We start from the raw sequence: 22,417 nt of genomic DNA, 5'->3' as shown, positions 1-22,417 counted from the left end.
CCTGGTTGCGTTTCGATCAAGTTGACGATAACGTAAACGTCGATTCTATCGTTCAATCCGATTTTCTGCCCGGCCACGGGATGCCCCGATGAATACGCAATACACGATCACCGAGCTCGCGCGGGAATTCGACGTGACGCCGCGTGCGATCCGCTTCTACGAAGATCAGGGTTTACTCTCACCGAGCCGCGAGGGATCGAGCGGCTTGCGGCGCGTCTACTCAGGCCGCGACCGAACCCGCCTGAAGTTGACGCTGCGCGGCAAACGGCTCGGTTTCACGCTGTCGGAAATCCGCGATCTGCTGGACGTCTACGAATCGCCGACCGACACCGTGCCGCAATTGCACGCGTTCCTCGCGACGGTGGCCCGGCATCGCGAGGTGCTCGAACGTCAACTGGAAGACCTGAACGCGACGCTCGAAGACCTTGCGCAATACGAAGCCCAGGCACAAGCGCTGCTCGAAAGCGGCACGCGCGAAGCCAAGCCCGCATGAGCGTGGATACCTGCGCGGACAAGTGCCGGACATGAACAGGCAGCAAATATTTTTTTGCCGAAAGTTGAGCCGATTAAGGCATGCCAAACTGCGGCATTGAGCGGAGATAGTCTGAAAGTCGGCGAACGCCCGACAACGCCCACGAGGCGGCAAGGCGCGAGTCGAGCGGCGCGATGCGTCGCAGGCCCACCCGGACGATACAATCCCGGGTGTCTTCACGACATGGGACGAATGCACGGTCGACATGAATCACTTCCCCAAACTGCTGTCGTCGCAGATCGGCTTTGACGTTGCGCAGACGATGCTCGAAGGTTTCGATCGGCACTACCGGATCTTCCGCGACGCTGCGATCCGTGCCAGGACACTCTTCGAAGCCGCCGACTGGCACGGTCTGCAAAAGCTCGCGCGCGAGCGCATTACCTCGTATGACGAACGCGTCGAGGAATGCGTCGAGTTGCTCGAAGACGAATACGACGCGGAAAACATCGACGACGAAGTGTGGCAGCAGATCAAGCTCCACTACATCGGCCTGCTGACCACGCACCGGCAACCCGAGTGCGCGGAAACGTTTTTCAATTCGGTGTGCTGCAAGATCCTGCACCGCTCATATTTCAACAACGACTTCATTTTCGTGCGCCCGGCGATCTCGACCGAATACATCGAGAACGACGAACCGGCGGCGAAGCCGACCTACCGCGCGTATTACCCGGCCAAGGACGGTCTTGCCGCGACGCTCGAGCGCATCGTCACGAACTTCCAGCTGGAGCCGCCGTTCGAAGACCTGCGCCGCGACGTCGGTTGCGTGATGCAGTCGATTCACGACGCGTTCGGCGTGTTCGAAGAAGCGGCCAACTTCCAGATTCACGTGCTGTCGTCGCTGTTCTATCGGAACAAGTCGGCGTATATCGTCGGACGGATCATCAACGGCGACTTGCTGCTGCCGTTCGCGGTGCCGCTGCGTCATGTGAAGCCGGGTGTGCTGGCGCTCGATACGGTGCTGCTCAAGCGCGACCAGTTGCTGATCATCTTCAGCTTCTCGCATTCGTACTTCCTCGTGGATATGGAAGTGCCGTCCGCGTACGTCGAGTTTCTCGGCACGATCATGCCGGGCAAACCGAAGGCGGAAATCTATACATCGGTCGGTTTGCAAAAGCAGGGCAAGAATCTGTTCTATCGCGATCTGCTGCACCATCTGTCGCATTCGAGCGATCAGTTCATCATCGCGCCCGGCATCAAGGGGCTCGTAATGCTGGTGTTCACGCTGCCTTCGTTTCCGTACGTGTTCAAGCTGATCAAAGACAGTTTCCCGCCGCCGAAGGAAACCACCCGCGCGCAAATCAAGGAAAAGTATCAGCTCGTCAAACGGCACGACCGTCTGGGCCGCATGGCCGACACGCTCGAATATTCGAGCGTCGCGTTGCCGGTCTCGCGCCTCGACGAGGCGCTCGTGCGCGAACTCGAAAAAGAAGTGCCCTCGCTGATCGAATACGACGGCGACAATCTGGTGATTCGCCATCTGTATATCGAACGCCGGATGGTGCCGCTCAATCTGTTCCTGCAAAACGGCAGCGACGAAGACATCGATCACGGCATCAAGGAATACGGCAACGCGGTGAAGGAACTGATGCAGGCCAACATCTTCCCCGGCGACATGCTCTACAAGAACTTCGGCGTGACGCGTCACGGCCGCGTCGTGTTTTACGACTACGATGAAATCGAGTATCTGACCGACTGCAACGTGCGCGCGGTGCCGCCGCCACGCTACGAAGAAGACGAAATGTCGGGCGAACCGTGGTACTCGGTCGGCCCGCACGACATTTTCCCGGAGACGTACGGCACGTTCCTGCTCGGCGACCCACGCGTGCGCCATTCCTTCATGCAGCATCACGCGGATTTTTTCGATCCCGCGCTGTGGCAGCGGCACAAGGATCATCTATTGAAAGGCGAACTGCCCGACTTCTTCCCGTACGACAACAACGCGCGCTTTTGCATCCGCTATCCGGAACGCTTCGCCGATGTGGCGTCCGAACTATCGCAGACACCGCACACGTCGCACACGCCCGATAAGCAAACCGATCGGCGCACCGCGCGCATGGCGTGAGCCTCATGCGTCGCGAGCATTGATGCATGCATCGCCCGAACCTCATGTAACGACACCGACCGGTCAATCGGTCGAGCAACCGCCCAGACGCACCATGAACCCGAACGCTTCCTCCCTTCCCAACCCGCTCGCGCATCTGTTCGACAACAACGACGCGTGGGTGGCCCGCAAGTTGTCCGAGGACCCCGAGTATTTCTCGCGTCTCGCCGATCAACAGACGCCCGAATACCTGTGGATCGGCTGCTCCGATTCGCGCGTACCGGCCAATCAGATCATCGGTCTGCCGCCGGGCGAAGTATTCGTACACAGAAACATCGCCAACGTCGTGGTGCATTCCGATCTGAACTGCCTGTCGGTGATCCAGTTCGCCGTCGATCTGCTCAAGGTCAAGCACATCATGGTGGTCGGCCACTATGGCTGCTCCGGTGTCGGCGCTGCGTTGCACGGCCGTCGCGTGGGTCTCGCGGACAACTGGCTGCATCACGTGCAGGACGTGCGCGCGAAGCATGCCGCGCTGCTCGAGGAATGGCCGCTCGGCGAAGCGCGTCATCGGCGTCTGGTCGAGCTGAATACGATCGAGCAGGTGGTCAACGTGTGCCGCACCACCATCGTCAACGATGCATGGGCGCGCGGCCAGGAACTGACCGTGCACGGCTGGGCGTATGGCGTGCACGACGGCAAGGTGCGCAACCTCGGCATGACGATCAGCGAGCCGGGAGCGCTCGACCCGACTTATCGGAATTGCGTTGCGGCGGTGTCGGCAAGCCGCGCGCACCAAGCGGACAACGACGTGGTCGCCGCCGATGCGGCCAGGCTCGGCGATGTGCCGGCAATCGTCGAAGGTGTGATCAAGGAGATCAAACATGAGTGAGACAAAATCCGATCCGGTCGTGATCGTTTCAGCAGCCCGCACGCCGATGGCGGCATTTCAGGGCGATTTCGCGTCATTGACCGCGCCGCAACTCGGTTCGGTCGCGATCGAAGCCGCCGTGCAACGCGCGGGCCTGAAACCTGAGCAGATCGATGAAGTGGTGATGGGCTGCGTGCTGCCCGCCGGTCTCGGCCAGGCGCCCGCGCGCCAGGCCGCGTTGGGTGCCGGCTTGCCGTTGAGCACCGGCAGCACGACCGTCAACAAGATGTGCGGCTCCGGCATGCGCGCGGCGATGTTCGCGCACGACATGCTGGCCGCGGGCTCGGTCGAGGTGATCGTCGCCGGCGGCATGGAGAGCATGACGAACGCGCCGTACCTGTTGCCGAAAGGGCGCAGCGGCATGCGCATGGGCCACGGCCAGGTGATCGACCACATGTTCTACGACGGCCTCGAAGACGCGTACGAGAAAGGCCGCCTGATGGGTACCTTCGCCGAGGAATGCGCGGCGTCGTTCGATTTCACGCGTGAAGCGCAGGACGCGTTCGCCGTCGAGTCGCTGAACCGTGCGAAGCGCGCGAACGAAGACGGCTCGTTTGCGTGGGAAATCGCACCGGTGAAGGTGGAAAGCCGCAAAGGCGAAGTCACCATCGATCGCGACGAACAGCCGTTCAAAGCGAACCTCGAAAAGATTCCGACGCTCAAGCCCGCGTTCAGCAAGACCGGCACGGTGACGGCGGCGAACTCGTCGTCGATTTCGGACGGCGCCGCGGCGCTCGTGATGATGCGCGAGTCGACGGCGAAGCGGCTTGGCGTCGAACCCATCGCGCGCGTGGTCGGCCACTCGACCTTCGCGCAGGAACCGGCGAAGTTCACCACCGCGCCGGTCGGCGCGATTCGCAAGCTGTTCGAGAAGAACGGCTGGCGCGCCGAAGAAGTCGATCTGTACGAGGTCAACGAAGCGTTCGCGGTAGTCACGATGGCCGCGATGAAGGAACACGGTCTGCCGCACGACAAGGTCAACGTGAACGGCGGCGCCTGCGCGCTCGGTCATCCGATCGGCGCATCGGGCGCGCGGATTCTCGTCACGCTGATCGGCGCGCTGAAACAGCGCGGCGGCAAGCGCGGCGTCGCCACGCTGTGCATCGGCGGCGGCGAAGCGACGGCGATGGGTATCGAACTCGTTTGAGGTGACTCGATGAAGACAGTGTTGATCGTCGGTGCTTCGCGCGGCATCGGCCTGGAGTTTGTGCGGCAGTACAGGAAGAGCGGCTGGCGCGTGCTCGCCACCGCGCGCGATGGCGCCGCGCTCGACGCGTTGAACGAGCTCGGCGCGGAAACCTTTTCGGTCGACGTCAGCGCGCCCGACGAGATCGCCGCCCTCGGCTGGAAGCTCGACGGCGAACAGCTCGATGCGGCGATACTGGTCTCGGGCGTGTACGGCCCGCGCACCGAAGGCATCGAGACGATCACCGCCGAAGACTTCGACCACGTGATGAGCACCAACGTCCGCGGTCCGATGCAGTTGATGCCGATCCTGCTGCCGCTCGTCGAAGAAGCCGGCGGCGTGTTTGCGGTGATTTCGAGCAAGATGGGCAGCATCAGCGACGCGAGCGGCACGAGCGGCTGGCTGTATCGCACGAGCAAGGCGGCGCTGAACGACGCGCTGAAGATCGCGTCGCTGGAAGCGAGGCGCGCGACCTGCATCTCGCTGCATCCGGGCTGGGTGCGCACCGACATGGGCGGCGCGCAGGCCGCGATCGACCCGGCGCGCAGCGTGACCGGCATGCGTGAAGTGATCGCGCAGGCCGCCGCCGCGCACGAATCGTTCAACGGCCGCTTCTATCAATACGACGGCACACCACTCGACTGGTGATGAGACGAATGAGGAGACCGAGCCATGGTGCTTGATCAGGATCACCTGATGGTCCGCGATGCGCTGCGCACCTTCGTACGCGAAGCGGTCACGCCGAATGCAGCGCTTTGGGACCGCGAGCGCATTTTCCCGAAGGACGTGCATCGGCAGCTCGCCGAACTGGGCGCATATGGCGTGCTGGTGCCCGAAGCGTACGGCGGCGCCGGCATGGACGCGCTGGCGCTCGCGCTGATCCTCGAAGAAATCGCCGCGGGCGACGGCGGCACGTCGACGGCGATCTCCGTCAACAACTGCCCGGTGTGCAGCATCCTGCTGACCTACGGCAACGACGCGCAAAAGCGCGACTGGCTCACACCGCTCGCGCGCGGCGAGATGCTCGGCGCGTTTTGCCTGACCGAACCGCAAGCGGGCTCGGACGCGTCCGCGCTGCGCACCACGGCCACCCGCGACGGCGACGCGTACGTGCTGAACGGCGTCAAACAGTTCATCACGAGCGGCAAGAACGGCAACGTCGCGATCGTGATGGCGGTGACCGACAAGACCGCGGGCAAGCGGGGCATCAGCGCGTTTATCGTGCCGACCGATACCAGCGGTTACGTCGTCGCGCGAGTCGAGGAGAAGCTCGGCCAGCATTCGTCGGACACCGCGCAAATCATCTTCGAAGATTGCCGCGTGCCGGCGGCGAACCTGATCGGCGCGGAAGGCGAAGGCTACCGGATTGCGCTGTCGGGGCTCGAAGGCGGGCGAATCGGCATCGCCGCGCAAAGCGTCGGCATGGCGCGTGCCGCGTTCGAGGCGGCGTTGAGCTATGCGAAGGAACGAGAGAGCTTCGGCCAGACTTTGTTTTCGCACCAGGCCGTGCAGTTCCGTCTCGCCGACATGGCGACGCAACTCGAAGCCGCGCGCCAGTTGATCTGGCACGCGGCTTCGCTGAAGGACGCCGGCCTGCCGTGTTTGACCGAAGCCGCGATGGCCAAGCTGTTCGCGTCGGAAGCCGCCGAGCGCATCTGTTCGGCAGCGTTACAGATCCACGGCGGCTATGGCTATCTGAGCGATTTCCCTGTCGAACGCATTTACCGCGACGTGCGCGTGTGCCAGATCTACGAAGGCACCAGCGACATCCAGAAGATCCTGATCGCACGCGGTCTTGACTGAACGTCTGATGAATAAGCCATTGTTGTCGATACAACGCCCCTCCGACTGTCCTTGCGGCGGCGCGGCGCCCGATCAGCGTAGTGCGCCCAAAGCGCCCCGCTTCGCGCAATGCTGTGGCCGATATATCGACGGCGGCGAAGCGGCGCCGCGGGCGCTCGAACTGATGCGCTCACGCTATAGCGCCTATGTGCTGGGCGCAACGGATTACCTGCGCGCAACCTGGGCGCCGCACACCTGTCCGGCCGATCTCGACGCCGACCCCGCCGCGTCCGACGCGCCCCGTTGGCTCGGACTGCAGATCAAGGCGTTCGCCGAAACCGACGCCGGGCATGCCACGGTGGAATTTGTCGCACGCTATAAGGTGGGCGGCCGCGCGCATCGTCTGCACGAACTGAGCCGCTTTGTACGCGACGAAGACGGACGCTGGCGTTATGTCGACGGCGACGTGAGCGAATGAAGTAAACCTTTCCGTGCCTTACGGCGCAACATAGCGACCGGCACCAGGGACACCCGGAAGTACATTACGGTGGACTGACTAGCGACCTCACATATGGCCCTCAAACTGAGGGCTTTTTTTCATGTTGGCTCTACGCCACAGCGCGCTCGGGCGCCGAGTGGCGCGGCGATTCCTTCGTGGAGCCGATCATCGCCGGAGCGCCAGTCCAGCCGCCCCACCACCCCCGATCCCCGCACGGCAATTATTTCGTCGCGGGTTCTCCTTGATTGCACAAAACAAAATTGTCGTGCCAGGATGAGGCCGTAGGTTTGTGACGCCACACGTTGCGAGGGCCGGCCAATATCGGTTCCGCAACATGCGCAGGCACCCTGCCGATGACCCGGTGTCCCGGTTCGGCGGCGGTTCCAGCCAGCATGATGTGGCGCTCATCATCGGCGCGTGGGGTCGCGTCGGCCGTTTGGGTTCATCCCGTGCGATCTCCATTAGCGTGCGTGCGCTTGACGCACTACGTACGCGAGTGTGTTTTTGTTTGTCGAAAATGCCAATGAAAGGCAAATGTCAGCAAGGGTTTTCGACAGACAGACGCCACGGTGTTCAGGGCAGATTCTTGAAGCAGGTGCGTTAATGGTGTTCAGCAAGGTTCTGACGAAGTGTGCGGTGATCTGTGCAACGGCGACGTGCGCTGTCGCACTCGCGCATGCCAAGCCGCTTGCCGAGCCGCTTGCCGACAACCAGGCGGGACCGCTGACCCGAGCTCACGTACCGCGCATTGCTCTGGACGACGACGTCTATCTGCCGAGCGCGAGCCTCAACGAGCGGATTGTGCGAGTCCCGGTCGACGCTGCCGGCTCGATCACGCTCGAAACGACGATTTACAAGCCGGACGGCGCAGGCCCGTTCCCGATGATCGTCTTCAATCACGGCAAGATTCCCGGCGACCCGCGCATGCAGGAGCGCAGCGATCCGCGGCCGTTCGCGCGCGAATTCGTGCGGCGCGGCTACGTGGTGGTGGCGCCGAACCGCCAGGGCTTCGGCCATTCGGGCGGCGCCTATCAACAGGATGGCTGCGATGTCGAGCGCAACGGCATCCACCAGGCCGGCGACGTGGCCGCGACGATCGACTACATGTCGAAGCAGCCATACGTGGATGCGACGCACATTGTGGTGGCCGGAACTTCACACGGCGGGCTGGCGACGATGGCTTACGGCACCGAAGCTGCACCGGGTGTTCGGGCATTGATCAATTTCTCCGGCGGTTTGCGGCAGGACGCCTGCACCGACTGGCAGGGCAACCTGACGCGCGCCTTCGGCGCATATGGTGAGAAGACCAAGGTGCCGTCGCTGTGGTTGTACGGCGAAAACGATTCGGTCTGGACGACACCTTTGGTGGCCGGCATGTATGCCGCTTATGCCGAGCATGGTGCGAGCGCCAGGATGGTGGATTTCGGCAACTACAAGAACGACGCGCATCGGCTGGTGGGCGATCGCGATGGCGTGCAGGTCTGGTGGCCTGCTGTCGAGGCTTTCCTTGCACGGGCGGGGATGCCTACCGGCGTGCAATATCGTGTGTCTGATCCTTCTTTGCCGAAGGCTAGCGGGTTTGCTGCTGTCGACGCGGTCGACGCCGTGCCGTTTGTCGATGAAGCTGGACGCAATGGGTATCGGAATTTCTTGCATCAGTATCCTAGCCGGGCTTTTGCGGTTTCGGATACGGGGGCCTGGTCGTGGGCTGAAGGCGGTGATGACCCGATGTCGGTAGCGATCGCGAATTGCCAGAAACAGAGTTCGGCGCCTTGCCGGTTGTATGCGGTGGATAACTCCGTTGTGTGGGGGGCTCAGTCGTCGCAGACGGCTAATTCGTCTGCTGGCTCTGAAAAGCGGGCTATTGCTAGTCGGGAGTAGGTTTTCTTTTGCCTTTGGCCGCGGCATTGTTCGGTGTGCCTACGGCGTTGGTCTTCCTTGATTTTTTGCCTTCGCGGCGCTTATGGTGGTGCTGCCTGCGGCGTTGGCCTTTCCTTGATTTCCTTCGAAAACCCATAGCGCGACGGTCTTGCACGGTGGGTCGTCGGGCAACCGTTCGCGCACGACGCCGACGCCCGTCCCAGCCCCCTCGCGCCCCACGTTGTATCCCCTAGGTAGCGGTGTCCATGCAGGGCCCCCGAAATTCATTCTTCCATGGCCGGATCGGCGCGATCCGGATCCACGCCGATTTCCTGCGGTGAATGCGCACCAAAGATGCCGCGATGCGCCGCGATTGCCGATCCCGCGAATCAGGTAATGCGCCGGCGCCGACCACGTCGCGCGGCTCACTCGCAGCAGATGCTGCCCGTTACCAAAAACACGGTATTGCCGGTCGTGGCGGCATCACCAAAAATCGACAGAGGGAGTCTCCAGGCAACTGGTCGAACACGCGGGCCTGCGGCTGACCGTCCGCGACAACGGCGTCGGCTTCAGGTCGTTCGATGAGACGTCCCATCTGGGAACGGGCATGTCGAGCATGCGCACGCGGGCGCAACGACTGGGCGGAACGCTCGACCTTCAGTCGGCGCCGGGGGCCACCGTCGTCACGCTATGGATGCCGGAGAACCGGGACGCGGATGCCACGATTTCATCGGCCGACACTACCGCGTTTTAGGTATTTCTCGCTCAAATTCCGCGTTATACCATCGCCCCGCAGTCGATGCCTCCCTCGCCATATCGAGGGCATCGGCAATCGAACTAGAACATATCGCTCGGGGTTCAGCGTCACTCGGCCACCACTTTCGTAACGGAACTGCGGGAGCGTGCCGCTCCTGCTGCCGCAGCCGGCGAGGACGGTATCCGTCCCGCCGCGCTACGACGTGTTGTCCGACACTTCGCATGGGTCCGATCAGGCGGCGAGGCCGGCGTCGATATTGCCAGCCTCCGGCCATGCTCGACCTGCTTCGGCTTGCGGTTGATAGCGGTATGCGACGACTAACTCAGGCGCACGCAGCTTCGCGCGTCATACAGGGACCAATCTGGACATGGAAATCTCCATGCGCTCTCTTCTGTCTGGCGACAGGAAATCATATGGCTATCCATTAGTCTTGCTGGTGACGTCTCTGGTCTCCGCCACCGCCGCCTGGGCGGACGAAGCGCCCGCCGACAGGACCGTATTCGACACGCTGCACCTGTCCGGATTTTCGACTCTCGGACTGACTTACAACGATAACGACAGCGCCGGAGTTATTACTTCGTACATGCAGAAAAAGCCGGCGACGCACGGTGTGTCGGCTTACCTGGACTCGGTAGTCGGCGTCCAGCTCGAATGGCGCCCGTTGCAGAACACGTCGGTCGTTGCTCAGGCCGTGTCGCGTCCGAGCAATGACATGCAGCCGGAACTGCGCATGGGGTATCTGCGCCAGCAGTTCGGTAACGATTTCGCGGTGCGTCTCGGTCGCATTCGCAGTCCGGTGTTTTTCGACTCCGACGTCGCCGAGATCGGCTATGCGTACCTGACGGTACGCCCCCCCATCCCCGTTTACGGCGACGTGAACAGCGTGAACGTGATCGACGGCGGCGACGTGCAATGGAGACATGCGTTCGGCGGCACCGCGATCCTCGTGCAAGGTTATTTCGGACATGACGGCTACAGGCACTATTTCTACAATCTCAACCCGGTGTCCGCGGCGGATGCGAGTGTCAACGGCATCGCCGGACTCTCCGTCAGTGCATCGCTGCCGAACGTGACCTTTCGCGTGTCGCGCACCTGGATAAAGAGCTACACGTTCCGCTCCGGCCAGCTTGACCAGCTCAATGCCGGTCTCGGCCAGCTTTCCAGTTCGTTGACGGCACTGGCAGCCAACCCATTCCTGCCGCCTGCGCTGGCGGAATCGCTCAGGAATCAGGCCGGCGGTATCGAAGGGTATGAAAACCCTTTCGACAGCCATCCGATCTACACCAGCATCGGCTTCGACTCCACCCTCGGCAAGTGGCGCGTACAGGGCGAATGGACACTGCTGGATTCGCGCTCGGCTATCGTGGGCAAATACCGGAGCTATCAATTCACGGTCGGGTACAGCCACGGCAATTTCACCCCGTATGTGTCATATGCACGCCGGGACCGCACGAGCCCGCCATTCGACGCCAGCGCGCTGTCCGCAACGGGGCTGAACCCGGCCCTGGACGCAGGGCTCGCGCAGATGCGAGGGGCGCTCAATCAGGCCGCCCAGTTCGCCGATCTTTCGACCCGTGCCGCCAGCGTGGGCGTGCGTTGGGACTTCAGGGAAGGGATGGCGCTGAAACTGCAATACGACAGGATCACAACGCCGAATTCGATGACGCCTGGCAACTTCGCGGTATCCACTTTGCCGTACAAGAACACGGTGAACCTGATCTCTGCCACTTTCGACTCCGTTTTCTGAGGTAGAAACCATGAAAACGCTCTACTTCGCATTGCTGTTTTTTTCCTGGCCAATACCTCGTTTGCGGATGAGTCGTTCGTGGTGGTTGCCAATCGCGACACGGCAGTCGACAAGATCAGTCCGGACCAGACCACTCAAATCTTCCTGAAGCACGTTCAGAGCTGGCCGGACGGCAAGGCGATCTATCCGGTCGACATCGAGGAAGGCTCTCCGCTGCGCACCGAGTTCTACAGCAAGATCACCGGCCGCAGCCCCGCGCAATTGCGCGCTTATTGGGCCCGCCAGGCCTTTACGGGCATGGGCTTCCCACCCCGGCAGGTCGCGTCGGCCGAGGAGGTCAGCAAGATCGTGCAGAACACCGCCGGCGCGATCGGATATGTCGGCAGGAACGAGCGCGACGGGACGGCCAAGATCGTACTCGACCCAGGCAAATGAACGGGCGTGGCCACACCGAATCCGATGCGAGGAAGCGCTCGCTGATGCAGCACTTTCTGGCGCCGACCATCTGGCTTTCCAGCCGCCTGGCTTTTTCGCGCAAGTTTCTGCTGATCGGGGCCGTGGTGCTGATCGCGCTCGCGCTGCTGAGCTTGCCGCTGCTGCGGCAGGTGCGGGACGATCGGCGTCTTGCCGGCGTTGAGCGTGAAGGGTTGAGGCAGTACGTGGCCCAGGTCGATGTTCTGGCGAACATGATCGCGCTGCGCAGCCGGGGCATCGACGACAAGGGCACGACGCCGTCTTCCGCGCTGAATGCCGACATGGCCCGGTTGGCCGCTCAGGCAAGCCGGGCCGGTATGGCCGGTCCCGCCGAGCGATTGTCGCGCAGCTGGCAGCAGGCGGACAGCCATGCAGCAGACCCGGACCTCCGGCGGCGCTTTGCGACGATGACGGCGAGCATCAACGCATTGCTCGCGCTGATCGAGGAAAGCGCACGAACCTACCGGCTCAACGTCGACCCCGAGCTCGACGCGACCTTCGACATGCTGACCAGCCGCCTGCCGCTGGTGCTGGAAACGCTAGGCAAGCAGCGCGACGCGCTCGCGCTGCACACGGGCGAGATGGCCTCCTACGCGCTGGGGGCACAAGTCGTGTTGACCGAGTCGGCCCCCGCATTGAAGGCAGGCATCGCGCAGATGGTCGCGCGTGAGGGCCATCGGGCGTCATTGCAGCGGTCGTTGCAGACGCTCCTCGACGGCATCGTCCGGCAGCAGGATGCTGCCGACAATGCGCTGGACGATCCGAAGGCCAACGACGAACTGGGCGGGCTCACGCACGCAAACCTGGCGCTCGCGCAGCTCCTGCTGAAGGACGCGGTCGACGCGGCGGATCAGCACCTCGCATCCCGCATCGATCAGCTCGATCGGGCCCAGCGGATCATCGCGGCCTTGCTGCTCGGCGTCATCGTGGCCGTCGCCTACCTGTTCGCCGGAATTTATCTGTCCACGCTGCGTTCGCTCCGCAGCCTATCCGTGGGGACGGACGCGTTCTGCGGGGGACAACTGGAGACGCGCATCGAGGTCGATACCCGGGACGAACTGGTGCTGGTGGCGCGCAATTTCAACACGATGGCGGCGGAAGTCCAGCGCCTGCTGGAGTTCATACGCAGGCAGAACGAGTCTCGCCAGCGCGAGCTGGAAACGTTGGTCCAGCAACGCACCGCCGAACTCGCGGACAAAAACGAACTGCTGCTGGCCGCCGGCAAACGGGTGCAGGAGGAGCTTGACCTCGCGCGCGGCATGCAGCTGGCCATTCTGCCGCAATCCTTTCCCGACGAGCCGGGTTGGGGCGTCTGTGCCGGGATGTTCCCGGCTCGCGAGCTGAGCGGGGATTTCTACGATTGCTTCGCGCTGCCCGACGGCCGCTATGGCGTGCTGGTCGCCGACGTTTCCGGCAAAGGCGTCGGTGCGGCCTTCTTCATGGCGGTTTCCCGTACGGTGCTGCTCGACCTCGCGTCCACCGGCAGCTCGCCCGCGGAGGTGTTTGCCCACGCGAACACGCTCTTGTGCGAGCGCAACCCAATGGAGCTGTTCGTGACCGCCTGCTACGCGATCTACGATCCGGGCGATGGCAGCCTGGTCTACGCAAGCGCGGGACATCACCCGCCGCTGTTGCGCAAGGCGTCCGGTGTGGTGGCGGCGCTGCCGTCTCCGAGCGACATCGCCTTGGGCATCCTGCACGACATGGACTACGCCGACCACACCGCCGTTCTGGAGCCAGGAGACAGCCTGCTGCTCTATACGGACGGGGTGACCGAGGCGTTTTCCGGCACGGGCGAGGCATACGGCGACGAACGCCTGCATGCGTGGCTGTCGGCGACGGCACCCGATGCCACCGCCGGCCAACTGCTCAACGGCCTGGTCCGTGACGTCGCAAGGTTCGTCGACGAGGCCGAGGCTTCGGATGACCTGACTTGTCTGGTTCTTTGCCGAAAGCAAGAAGGCTCCATGAAGAAAACGCCCGCCCTGGAATTGCACGACAAGGTGTTGCTGCTGGAGTACCCGCTGCTTACGCGGCTCGAAGAGATCGCCAAACTCGCCGAGGCCGTCGAACGCGCGCTGATCGAACGCCCTGACCTGGCATTTTCGGCCAATCTGTGCCTGGAAGAACTGATTACCAACACCATCCTGCATGGCCTGAACGGCGCGCCGGACCGCTGGATTGACGTGCGACTGAGCATGTCAGATGAATGGTTGGAGATCTCTTTGAAAGATGACGCCCCGCAGTTCGATCCCTTCGCCGAGGCACCGGCGCCGGCCCTCGATCTGGATGTGGAGGAGCGCCCCATCGGCGGGCTCGGCGTGCACATGGTCAAGACCATGATGAATGAGGCACGCGCTTACCACGATGGCAGCGGCAATCTGATCGTATTGCTCAAGACCTTGCAGCAGTCAGAACCACGACACCCGGGTCATGCCGATGACCTCGACACGACAGATCCTTTACACAAGGAGAATAGAAAATGACTTTTCAGTGCGAGTTGACCGACACGAACGGCGTACGGCAGGTCAGCCTGTCCGGCCGGCTGGACAGCGCGACGTCCGGCGATTTCGAGAAGCACCTGCAAACGCTGTTCGAATCATCGGGCGCCCGGGCGCTGATGGATTTCTCCTCTCTCGACTACATTTCCAGCGCTGGATTGCGTGTGGTGCTGATGGCGGCCAAACGCGCCAAGCAGGCACAAGGGCGGCTGGTGTTGTGCGGCTTGCAGCCACACGTCAAGGACGTGTTCGAAATCAGCGGATTTCTGAAGATACTGACTGTCGCGGACGATCCCGTGTCGGCCTTGTCTCACCTCAACGCGTAGCAGACGGCGACCCTGACCGCTCTATGAATCCCTCGCATCGGATGAGACAGGAGCCTCGATGATGGAAATATTTGCACTCGTTTTTTCCGGGCTCGGCCTGTTCTTCATCGGCATGCGCTACATGGGCGCGCACCTGCAGCAGCTGGTCGGCCGGAAGATGCGAATCATGATCACCCGCGCCGTTTCGCGAAAAGGATCGGTCGCGTTGTTCGGTCTCGCCGCGGGCACCATATTTCAAAGCGTGAACGCGGTCACCTGTCTGCTGCTGGTCCTGATTGCCGCCGGAGCCATCGACACGCGCCGCGCCTTTGCCGCCATCTCCTGGACCAACGTCGGCACCGCCACGCTCGTCGTCATTGCCTCGTTGAACATGCATCTGCTAGTGCTGGTGCTGCTCGGCCTGACCGGATGGGCGTTCTTTTTCAACCTCGACGAAACGCCACGCTATCGCCACGTCATCGGCGGGCTGCTGGGTATCGGCATGCTGTTTCTGGGCATGGATTTTCTCAAGGCAAGCGCAACCCTTCTCAAGGGGACCGCATGGCTGCACGATGATCTGGCCTTTGCCGCCAACTACCCAGTTCTCGGATTCGCGATCGGCGTCGCCGTCGCCTTTGCCACCCAGTCGGCGTCCGCGATCACGCTGGTGGCGATGTCCATGACCACCGCAGGCGTGTTGAGCTTCAACGCAGGCGCCCCGATGGTCATCGGCGCGTTCTTCGGATCGGCCCTGTCGTCGTGGCCGCTGATCAGCCAGCGCAGCGGCAGTGCGCGTCAGATCGCGCTCTTTCAACTGGCGCTCCGACTGCTTGGCGCGGCAGCACTGCTATGCGTATACGTTGCCGATAGAATGAGCGGCCACCCGTTCCTGCAGCCGGCGCTGCAAGCGCTGGGCCTGTCACCTACCGGCCAGTTGGCCGCGATGTACGTACTGATACCGGTTGCGGCCTACCTGATGGTGCAGATCCTCAACGCGCCGCTCACGCGCTGGATCGAAAAACTTTCCCCCCCGTCCCATACGGAAACCTTGGGGCGTCCCCACTATCTCGTCGACGGCGCGCTGGCCGAATCCGAAAGTGCGCTGATACTGGTCAGCAAGGAACTGCAGCGCCTGCTGCTGACGCTCCCGCTCTACCTGGCTCCGCTGCGCGAGGAAGGCGATCCGAGCGGCCCGGCGGTCGACGTGCGCTTTGCCGCGGAGCAAAACGTCCTCAAGGAAGCAGGTCAGTTCCTGACCGAAGTCGTCGACCGGAGCCGCAGCCGTGAAGTGCTCGAATACAGCGTCGTGCTGCGCGGCCAGAATGAACTGCTTGGCTCGCTCCAGGAGACCTTGCTCGCGATGTGCAACGAGTGCCGGAACCCTTCCATCGTAGGTGAGATGCGCGTGCTGACCGGCAACATCATCGAGAGCCTGCACATGATGCTTGAAATGCTGGCCGACGCGGCGCACCAACCCGACCCGGACGACCTGCACATGCTGCGTGCGCTGACCCACGACCGGTCCGAACTGATGGACTCCATTCGCCGCAGCCTGCAAAGCGCAGACCAAGCCCTGTCGCACGATGTGCAGCAATCGATCTTTGCTGCCACGTCTCTGTTTGAGCGCTGTGTCTGGTTGCTGCGCCGGTATGTGCTGACCCTGGACAACACGCATGCCCGGGAGCAGATCCAACATACGTGAAAGCGCATGCTGGCCTCTCCCGGCCAAGGCCTGGCTGGACTGCACGACCAGGCCAAATCTGGCCGTCCCGCACGAATGACGATGAGACCGTCGCGGAGCTACTCAGCAAGATCGGGCGCTTACGCAAAGTTATTTCAGGGACAAAACACTAGCAACCCGGCAAGGCAAACAGAAGAAGAAAGACCAACACACCGAGATATTGCCGCCACCAAAGGCAAAAACCCCAAATTTCCGCCCATAGGGTCCCACTACTTTGCCGTCGCTAACTCCGCCGATCCGCGACCTTCTGACCCAAACTTAAATCACCTGCAGCGAACAGCCAGCAACCTCGGCGCCGCCAGCAAAAAACCACCTCAACCCGCTAGTGCACTGCACGAAATAAACCGCTAATCTCGACCCCGAACGCCCGCCAAGGCCGCGCGCAGTGCATTGAAAAAACCGCGCAGCGCCGATCAAATGGCCCTAAAAAAAGCCAGCCGTGCAGCGGCGAAAAAAGCACTTCGGAGTACCTTTTGGAAAAGTCAGCATCCCCTGAAGACTGGATCACCCGCAGCCTGCGTGCCGTCTGGCATCCCTGCACGCAGATGAAGCACCACGAGCGCTTACCGCTTGTGCCCGTCGCGCGAGGTCAAGGTGCCTGGCTCTACGATCGCGACAACCATCGATATCTCGATGCGATCAGCTCCTGGTGGGTCAACCTGTTCGGCCACGCCAACCCGCGGATCAACGCGGCATTGAAAGACCAGCTCGACACGCTGGAACACGCAATGCTCGCCGGCTGCACGCACGAACCCGCAATCGAACTCGCCGAACGCCTCAGCGCGCTCACCCACAACACGCTCGGCCACGCGTTCTTTGCATCCGACGGCGCGTCCGCCGTCGAAATCGCGCTCAAGATGAGCTTCCATTCGTGGCGCAATCGCGGCTTCGCCGACAAGCAGGAATTCGTCTGCATCGCCAACAGCTATCACGGCGAAACCATCGGCGCGCTCGGCGTCACCGACGTCGCGCTCTTCAAGGATGCCTACGATCCGCTGATCCGCAACGCGCACGTTGTCGCTTCGCCCGATGCGCGCCTCGCGCAACCCGGTGAAACCACAGCCGACGTCGCGCGCCGCGCGCTCGATCACGTCCGCTCGCTCTTCGAAGCCCGCGCCACGAAGATCGCCGCGCTGATCGTCGAGCCACTCGTGCAATGCGCGGCCGGCATGGCGATGCACGACGCGTCGTATATCGCCGGATTGCGCGCCTTGTGCGATCAATACGGCGTGCATCTGATCGCCGATGAAATCGCCGTCGGTTGCGGACGCACCGGCACTTTCTTCGCTTGCGAACAGGCCGGCATCTGGCCGGACTTCCTGTGTCTTTCGAAAGGCATCAGCGGCGGCTATCTGCCGTTGTCGATCGTGTTGTCGCGCGATGAAATCTTCGACGCCTTCTATCACGACGACACCGCGCGCGGCTTCCTGCACTCGCATTCGTACACCGGCAATCCGCTCGCGTGCCGCGCCGCGCTCGCCACGCTCGATCTGTTCGCAAGCGGCAACGTGCTCGCGGTCAACGCGCAGAAGTCCGCGAAACTGAAGGCCGCGCTTGCGCCGCTTGCCGAAACTAAGCAAGTGCGCAATCTGCGTCAGTGCGGCACGATCCTCGCGTTCGATGCGGTGATCGACGACCCTCAGCACGCCAGAACATTCTCGCGCCGCTTCTTCGAAAACGCGCTGAAGCACGAACTTCTGCTGCGCCCGATTTCGACCACGGTGTATCTGATGCCCCCCTACATCCTCGACGACGAAGAGCTCGCGCTGCTCGCCTCGCGCACCCGCGAGACCTTCGAAGCGACGCTCGCGGAGACCCGCTAATGCACCTGCTCGACACGCTCGCACAAGGACTCAAGGAAATCGACGAACGCGGCCTGCGCCGCCGCCGCCGCACAGCCGACACGCCATGCGCCGCGCACATGACGGTCGACGGCCGCGCGATCATCGGTTTCGCCAGTAACGACTACCTCGGTCTCGCCGCGCATCCGCAATTGATCGCCGCGATCGCCGAAGGCGCACAGCGCTATGGCGCGGGCAGCGGCGGCTCGCATCTGCTCGGCGGCCACTCGCGCGCGCATGCGCAGCTCGAAGACGATCTCGCCGCATTCGCCGGCGGTTTTGTCGATACGCCGCGCGCGCTCTACTTCAGCACCGGCTACATGGCCAATCTCGCGACGCTCACCGCGCTTGCGGGGCGCGGCACGACGCTCTTCTCCGATGCGCTGAATCACGCCTCGCTGATCGACGGTGCACGCCTATCGCGCGCTGACGTGCAGATCTACCCGCACGTCGATATGGATGCGTTGAGCGCGATGCTTGAGGCGTCGGATGCGGACGTCAAAGTGATCGTCTCCGATACGGTATTCAGCATGGACGGCGACATCGCGCCACTGCCGCGTCTGCTCGAACTCGCGGAACAGCACGGCGCATGGCTGATCGTCGACGATGCACACGGTTTCGGCGTGCTCGGCCCGCAAGGACGCGGCGCGGTGGCGCAGGCCGCATTGCGCTCACCGAATCTGATTTCGATCGGCACGCTCGGCAAGGCCGCGGGTGTGTCGGGCGCATTCGTCGTCGCGCACGAAACCGTGATCGAATGGCTCGTGCAGCGCGCGCGTCCGTATATTTTCACGACCGCTTCGGTGCCTGCCGCGGCGCATGCGGTGTCGGCGAGTCTGCGCATCATCGGCGGTGAAGAAGGCGATGCGCGGCGCGCGCATCTCCAGCAACTGATCGCGCGCACCCGCGCCATGCTGAAAGCAACGCCGTGGTTGCCGGTCGATTCGCATACTGCCGTGCAGCCGCTGATCATCGGTGCGAATGACGCCACGCTGGACATCGCGGCCACGCTCGATCGCGCCGGTTTGTGGGTGCCGGCAATCCGTCCGCCGACCGTGCCCAGCGGCACCTCGCGGTTGCGCATTTCGTTGTCCGCCGCGCATTCGCACGCGGATCTGGACCGGCTCGACGCGGGCTTGCAACAACTCGGCGCGAAGGCGGCATGAGCGCACCGTTGTCCCTGTTCGTCACCGGCACCGATACGGAAATCGGCAAGACCTTCGTGTCCGCCGCGCTCTTGCGCGGCTTCGTTCGCGAAGGCCTGCAAGCCGCCGCGATGAAGCCGATCGCCGCTGGCGCATTCGAATCGAACGGCGTGCTGCACAACGACGACGCGGATCGACTCGATGCCGCGTCGAGCGTGTTGCTGCCGCCCGGAATGCGCACGCCGTATCTGCTGAAAGAACCCGCCGCGCCGCACATCGCTGCCGCACTGGAAAACGTCACGTTCGATATCGCGCACATCGTCGATTGCCATGCGCAGGCTTTGCAGCGCGCGGATATCGTCGTGGTGGAAGGCGTAGGCGGCTTTCGCGTACCGCTTACCGCCACGCAGGACACCGCCGACCTCGCCGTCGCATTGAAGTTGCCGGTCGTGCTGGTGATCGGCATGCGCCTCGGCTGCATCAGCCATGCGCTGCTCACCGCCGAAGCGATCGCGGCGCGCGGCCTCACGCTCGCCGGCTGGGTCGCGAATCGCATCGATCCGGACATGACGTTCCCCGACGAAAACATCGCGTCGATCCGCGAGCATCTCGCGCGCGAACATGACGCGCCCTTGCTCGGCATCGTGCCGCATTTGAGCCCTGCCTCACCGGAGCTCGCGGCGGATCAGCTCGACATCAACCGGCTTCTACAGACGCTGCGCAACGCGCAGCCCTGATAAACCATCACATCCATCCATGAGGATTGACGACATGACGCAACTGAACATCGCTCCGACACCCGCCGACACGGTCGCGCCGAACAACCATCACGCCGCCGACACCACGCAGGTGGCTCGCTGGCGTGTCGCCGACATCGTCGCGCTGTACGAACTGCCGTTCAACGATCTGATGTTCCGTGCGCAGCAAACGCATCGCGAACATTTCGACGCCAACACCGTGCAGCTGTCGACGCTGCTGTCGATCAAGACCGGCGGCTGCGAGGAGGATTGCGCATATTGTCCGCAGTCGGTGCATCACGACACCGGCCTGCAAGCCGACAAGCTGATGCCGGTCGACGAAGTGCTGGCCGCCGCGCGCGTCGCCAAGGAAAACGGCGCGACGCGTTTCTGCATGGGCGCCGCGTGGCGCAATCCGAAAGATCGTCATCTGGAACCGATCAAGGACATGATCCGCGGCGTGAAAGCGATGGGGCTCGAAACCTGCGTGACGCTCGGCATGCTCGAAACGCACCAGGCGCAAGGTCTGCGCGAAGCGGGTCTCGACTACTACAACCACAACCTCGATACGTCGCCTGAGTTCTACGGCCAGATCATTTCGACGCGCACGTATCAGGACCGTCTCGACACGCTCGAACGCGTGCGCGATGCGGGCATCAACGTGTGCTGCGGCGGCATCGTCGGACTCGGCGAATCGCGCCGCGAACGCGCCGGTTTGATCGCGCAGCTCGCGAACATGGATCCGTATCCGGAATCGGTGCCGATCAACAATCTGGTGCAGGTGGAAGGCACGCCGCTCACCGGCACCGAGGCGATCGATCCGTTCGAGTTCGTACGCACGATCGCGATTGCACGCATTACGATGCCGCGCGCAATGGTGCGTCTGTCGGCCGGCCGTGAGCAGATGAACGAAGCGTTGCAGGCGATGTGTTTCCTCGCCGGCGCGAATTCGATTTTCTACGGCGATCAATTGCTGACCACCAGCAATCCGCAAGCGGAAGCGGACCGCAAGCTGCTCGAACGCCTCGGCATTCGCGCGGAAGCGGCGCAGCAGATGCCGCTGGATCAGAGCGGTTGCGAGCATGGCTGCGCGCACGATCACGATCCCCATGCCGCACCGAACTAAGGATCGAGCGGCGTAGCAAACGCACCGCATCCACCGCAACGCATGCACCGCAATGCAAAAGGCCGCCTCGTTTCCGAGGCGGCCTTGTTGCGTCGTCAAGTCCAAACTTATTTCTTGTCGACGATGATCTGATCGAACGTACCGCCATCGGAGAAATGCGTTTGCTGCGCTTTCTGCCAGCTGCCGAACGTCTCTTCGACGGTGAAGGTCCTGATCGGGTTGAACTCGGCCGCGTGCTTCGCGAGCACGTTCTTGTCGCGCGGACGCAGATGATGCTGCGCGATGATTTCCTGCGCGGCCGGCGACCACAGATAGTCGAGATACGCCTGCGCTGCCTTGCGCGTGCCGCGCTTGTCGACCACGTTATCGACGATCGACACGGGCGGCGCAGCCAGCAAGCTGACCGACGGATACACCGCTTCGAAGTTGCCCGCACCCACGCCGCTGTCCATCAGCGCCACTTCGTTTTCGAACGTCACCAGCACGTCGCCGATGCCGCGTTGCGTGAACGTGGTCGTCGCGCCGCGACCGCCGGTGTCGAGCACCGGCACGTTTTTGAAGATCGCCTTTTCGAAGTCGAGCGCCTGCGCGTCGGTACCGCCGTGCTGCTTCCGATAACCCCATGCCGCGAGATACGTGTAGCGGCCGTTACCCGACGTCTTCGGATTGGCGATCACCACTTGCACGCCAGGCTTGGCGAGATCGTCCCAGTCCTTGATGTGCTTCGGGTTGCCCTTGCGCACGAGGAACACCATCGTCGTGGTATACGGCGCGCTGTCGTCCGGCAGACGCGCGCGCCAGTTGGCGGGCACCAGTTGGGCCTTTTCCGCGAGCAGGTCGATGTCGTTCGGCTGGTTCATCGTCACGACATCCGCCTGCAGCCCTTGCAACACCGACAGCGCCTGCGCACTCGATGCGCCATGCGACTGGCGGATCGACACGGTCTCGCCGCTCTTCTGCTTGTACGCCGTGATGAAGCTCGCGTTGATGTCCTTGTACAGCTCGCGCGTCACGTCGTATGACACGTTGAGCAGCGACGCATCCGCGTGCGCCGTCGAAACGCCGCCGAGAGCGAGCGTCATTGCCGTCATGCCGGCTGCCAGCCAGCGCGATGTCCCCGTCTTGCCTGCCATCTTGCCCCCGCCTGTCGATGATGAAACCTGTTGCCGCACGAAGATGCGGCGTGAAGCGGGATTCTAACGGATCGCTTAC

At 62.9% G+C, this 22,417-nt stretch carries 19 protein-coding genes; 18 read left to right on the top strand and 1 reads right to left on the bottom strand.

The window, feature by feature from the left end; translation table 11 throughout:
- Positions 1-88: 88 nt before the first annotated feature.
- The 18 genes from DLM46_RS03885 (at position 89) to bioB (ending at position 21,205) form a co-directional block, all read left to right on the top strand.
- Complete coding sequence (locus DLM46_RS03885) at positions 89-493, top strand: MerR family transcriptional regulator (protein WP_115099459.1); 405 nt, start codon at positions 89-91, stop codon at positions 491-493.
- 244 nt (positions 494-737) lie between these two features.
- Positions 738-2,594, top strand: coding sequence for a bifunctional isocitrate dehydrogenase kinase/phosphatase (aceK, locus tag DLM46_RS03880; protein WP_244305813.1), 1,857 nt, complete (start codon positions 738-740; stop codon positions 2,592-2,594).
- A 94-nt stretch (positions 2,595-2,688) separates the two neighbouring features.
- Positions 2,689-3,465, top strand: a complete 777-nt coding sequence (can, locus tag DLM46_RS03875) for a carbonate dehydratase (RefSeq protein ID WP_115099458.1) — start codon at positions 2,689-2,691, stop codon at positions 3,463-3,465.
- Positions 3,458-4,651 carry an acetyl-CoA C-acetyltransferase gene (locus DLM46_RS03870; protein WP_115099457.1) on the top strand — a complete coding sequence of 398 codons (1,194 nt, stop codon included), beginning with the start codon at positions 3,458-3,460 and terminating at the stop codon, positions 4,649-4,651. Before can ends, DLM46_RS03870 begins: the two co-directional genes overlap by 8 nt.
- Before the next feature lie 9 nt (positions 4,652-4,660).
- Positions 4,661-5,338 carry an SDR family oxidoreductase gene (locus DLM46_RS03865; protein WP_115099456.1) on the top strand — a complete coding sequence of 226 codons (678 nt, stop codon included), beginning with the start codon at positions 4,661-4,663 and terminating at the stop codon, positions 5,336-5,338.
- 24 nt (positions 5,339-5,362) lie between these two features.
- The gene (locus tag DLM46_RS03860) at positions 5,363-6,493 is read left to right on the top strand and encodes an acyl-CoA dehydrogenase family protein (protein ID WP_115099455.1); all 1,131 of its coding nucleotides are present in this window, start codon (positions 5,363-5,365) and stop codon (positions 6,491-6,493) included.
- Between the two features lie 7 nt (positions 6,494-6,500).
- Entirely contained in the window at positions 6,501-6,950 is a 450-nt protein-coding gene (locus DLM46_RS03855; RefSeq protein ID WP_115099454.1) for a YchJ family protein, read from the top strand.
- A 624-nt stretch (positions 6,951-7,574) separates the two neighbouring features.
- Complete coding sequence (locus DLM46_RS03850) at positions 7,575-8,852, top strand: dienelactone hydrolase family protein (RefSeq protein WP_115099453.1); 1,278 nt, start codon at positions 7,575-7,577, stop codon at positions 8,850-8,852.
- A 496-nt stretch (positions 8,853-9,348) separates the two neighbouring features.
- The gene (locus DLM46_RS41085) at positions 9,349-9,585 is read left to right on the top strand and encodes an ATP-binding protein (RefSeq protein WP_341868572.1); all 237 of its coding nucleotides are present in this window, start codon (positions 9,349-9,351) and stop codon (positions 9,583-9,585) included.
- Between the two features lie 382 nt (positions 9,586-9,967).
- Entirely contained in the window at positions 9,968-11,335 is a 1,368-nt protein-coding gene (locus DLM46_RS03845) for a hypothetical protein (RefSeq protein WP_133300297.1), read from the top strand.
- 78 nt (positions 11,336-11,413) lie between these two features.
- Positions 11,414-11,770, top strand: coding sequence for a type 2 periplasmic-binding domain-containing protein (locus DLM46_RS03840; RefSeq protein ID WP_115099451.1), 357 nt, complete (start codon positions 11,414-11,416; stop codon positions 11,768-11,770).
- Positions 11,767-14,295: an ATP-binding SpoIIE family protein phosphatase gene (locus DLM46_RS03835; protein ID WP_115099450.1), complete on the top strand. Its 2,529-nt coding sequence runs from the start codon at positions 11,767-11,769 to the stop codon at positions 14,293-14,295. The genes DLM46_RS03840 and DLM46_RS03835 overlap by 4 nt, the downstream gene beginning before the upstream one ends.
- Positions 14,292-14,636, top strand: a complete 345-nt coding sequence (locus DLM46_RS03830) for an STAS domain-containing protein (RefSeq protein WP_115099449.1) — start codon at positions 14,292-14,294, stop codon at positions 14,634-14,636. Before DLM46_RS03835 ends, DLM46_RS03830 begins: the two co-directional genes overlap by 4 nt.
- A gap of 58 nt (positions 14,637-14,694) precedes the next feature.
- Positions 14,695-16,317 carry a Na/Pi symporter gene (locus DLM46_RS03825; RefSeq protein ID WP_115099448.1) on the top strand — a complete coding sequence of 541 codons (1,623 nt, stop codon included), beginning with the start codon at positions 14,695-14,697 and terminating at the stop codon, positions 16,315-16,317.
- A gap of 512 nt (positions 16,318-16,829) precedes the next feature.
- Entirely contained in the window at positions 16,830-18,179 is a 1,350-nt protein-coding gene (bioA, locus tag DLM46_RS03820) for an adenosylmethionine--8-amino-7-oxononanoate transaminase (RefSeq protein WP_115099447.1), read from the top strand.
- Complete coding sequence (bioF, locus tag DLM46_RS03815) at positions 18,179-19,363, top strand: 8-amino-7-oxononanoate synthase (protein ID WP_115099446.1); 1,185 nt, start codon at positions 18,179-18,181, stop codon at positions 19,361-19,363. Before bioA ends, bioF begins: the two co-directional genes overlap by 1 nt.
- Positions 19,360-20,079 (top strand): dethiobiotin synthase, encoded by a 720-nt coding sequence (gene bioD, locus DLM46_RS03810; protein ID WP_115099445.1) that lies wholly within the window; start codon positions 19,360-19,362, stop codon positions 20,077-20,079. Before bioF ends, bioD begins: the two co-directional genes overlap by 4 nt.
- A 34-nt stretch (positions 20,080-20,113) precedes the next feature.
- Positions 20,114-21,205: a biotin synthase BioB gene (bioB, locus tag DLM46_RS03805; RefSeq protein WP_115099632.1), complete on the top strand. Its 1,092-nt coding sequence runs from the start codon at positions 20,114-20,116 to the stop codon at positions 21,203-21,205.
- Positions 21,206-21,312: 107 nt separating this feature from the next.
- Here bioB and DLM46_RS03800 read toward each other — a convergent pair whose 3' ends face one another.
- Positions 21,313-22,338 (bottom strand): sulfate ABC transporter substrate-binding protein, encoded by a 1,026-nt coding sequence (locus DLM46_RS03800; RefSeq protein ID WP_115099444.1) that lies wholly within the window; start codon positions 22,336-22,338, stop codon positions 21,313-21,315.
- Positions 22,339-22,417 lie beyond the last annotated feature (79 nt).

Origin of the sequence: Paraburkholderia lacunae (assembly GCF_003353175.1) — a bacterium.
Taxonomy (GTDB): Bacteria; Pseudomonadota; Gammaproteobacteria; order Burkholderiales; family Burkholderiaceae; genus Paraburkholderia; species Paraburkholderia lacunae.
This window is presented reverse-complemented; position numbering and strand designations above follow the sequence as displayed.

Excerpts from the sequence above, each read along its gene's own strand:
- bioD (WP_115099445.1), top strand. The coding sequence starts at position 19,360 with ATGAGCGCACCGTTGTCCCTGTTCGTCACCGGCACCGATACGGAAATC.
- DLM46_RS03850 (WP_115099453.1), top strand. The coding sequence starts at position 7,575 with ATGGTGTTCAGCAAGGTTCTGACGAAGTGTGCGGTGATCTGTGCAACG.
- bioB (WP_115099632.1), top strand. The coding sequence starts at position 20,114 with ATGACGCAACTGAACATCGCTCCGACACCCGCCGACACGGTCGCGCCG.
- DLM46_RS03860 (WP_115099455.1), top strand. The coding sequence starts at position 5,363 with ATGGTGCTTGATCAGGATCACCTGATGGTCCGCGATGCGCTGCGCACC.
- can (WP_115099458.1), top strand. The coding sequence starts at position 2,689 with ATGAACCCGAACGCTTCCTCCCTTCCCAACCCGCTCGCGCATCTGTTC.
- DLM46_RS03870 (WP_115099457.1), top strand. The coding sequence starts at position 3,458 with ATGAGTGAGACAAAATCCGATCCGGTCGTGATCGTTTCAGCAGCCCGC.
- aceK (WP_244305813.1), top strand. The coding sequence starts at position 738 with ATGAATCACTTCCCCAAACTGCTGTCGTCGCAGATCGGCTTTGACGTT.
- bioF (WP_115099446.1), top strand. The coding sequence starts at position 18,179 with ATGCACCTGCTCGACACGCTCGCACAAGGACTCAAGGAAATCGACGAA.
- DLM46_RS03855 (WP_115099454.1), top strand. The coding sequence starts at position 6,501 with ATGAATAAGCCATTGTTGTCGATACAACGCCCCTCCGACTGTCCTTGC.
- DLM46_RS03835 (WP_115099450.1), top strand. The coding sequence starts at position 11,767 with ATGAACGGGCGTGGCCACACCGAATCCGATGCGAGGAAGCGCTCGCTG.
- DLM46_RS03800 (WP_115099444.1), bottom strand. The coding sequence starts at position 22,338 with ATGGCAGGCAAGACGGGGACATCGCGCTGGCTGGCAGCCGGCATGACG.
- DLM46_RS03830 (WP_115099449.1), top strand. The coding sequence starts at position 14,292 with ATGACTTTTCAGTGCGAGTTGACCGACACGAACGGCGTACGGCAGGTC.
- DLM46_RS03865 (WP_115099456.1), top strand. The coding sequence starts at position 4,661 with ATGAAGACAGTGTTGATCGTCGGTGCTTCGCGCGGCATCGGCCTGGAG.
- DLM46_RS03825 (WP_115099448.1), top strand. The coding sequence starts at position 14,695 with ATGATGGAAATATTTGCACTCGTTTTTTCCGGGCTCGGCCTGTTCTTC.
- DLM46_RS03845 (WP_133300297.1), top strand. The coding sequence starts at position 9,968 with ATGCGCTCTCTTCTGTCTGGCGACAGGAAATCATATGGCTATCCATTA.
- DLM46_RS03885 (WP_115099459.1), top strand. The coding sequence starts at position 89 with ATGAATACGCAATACACGATCACCGAGCTCGCGCGGGAATTCGACGTG.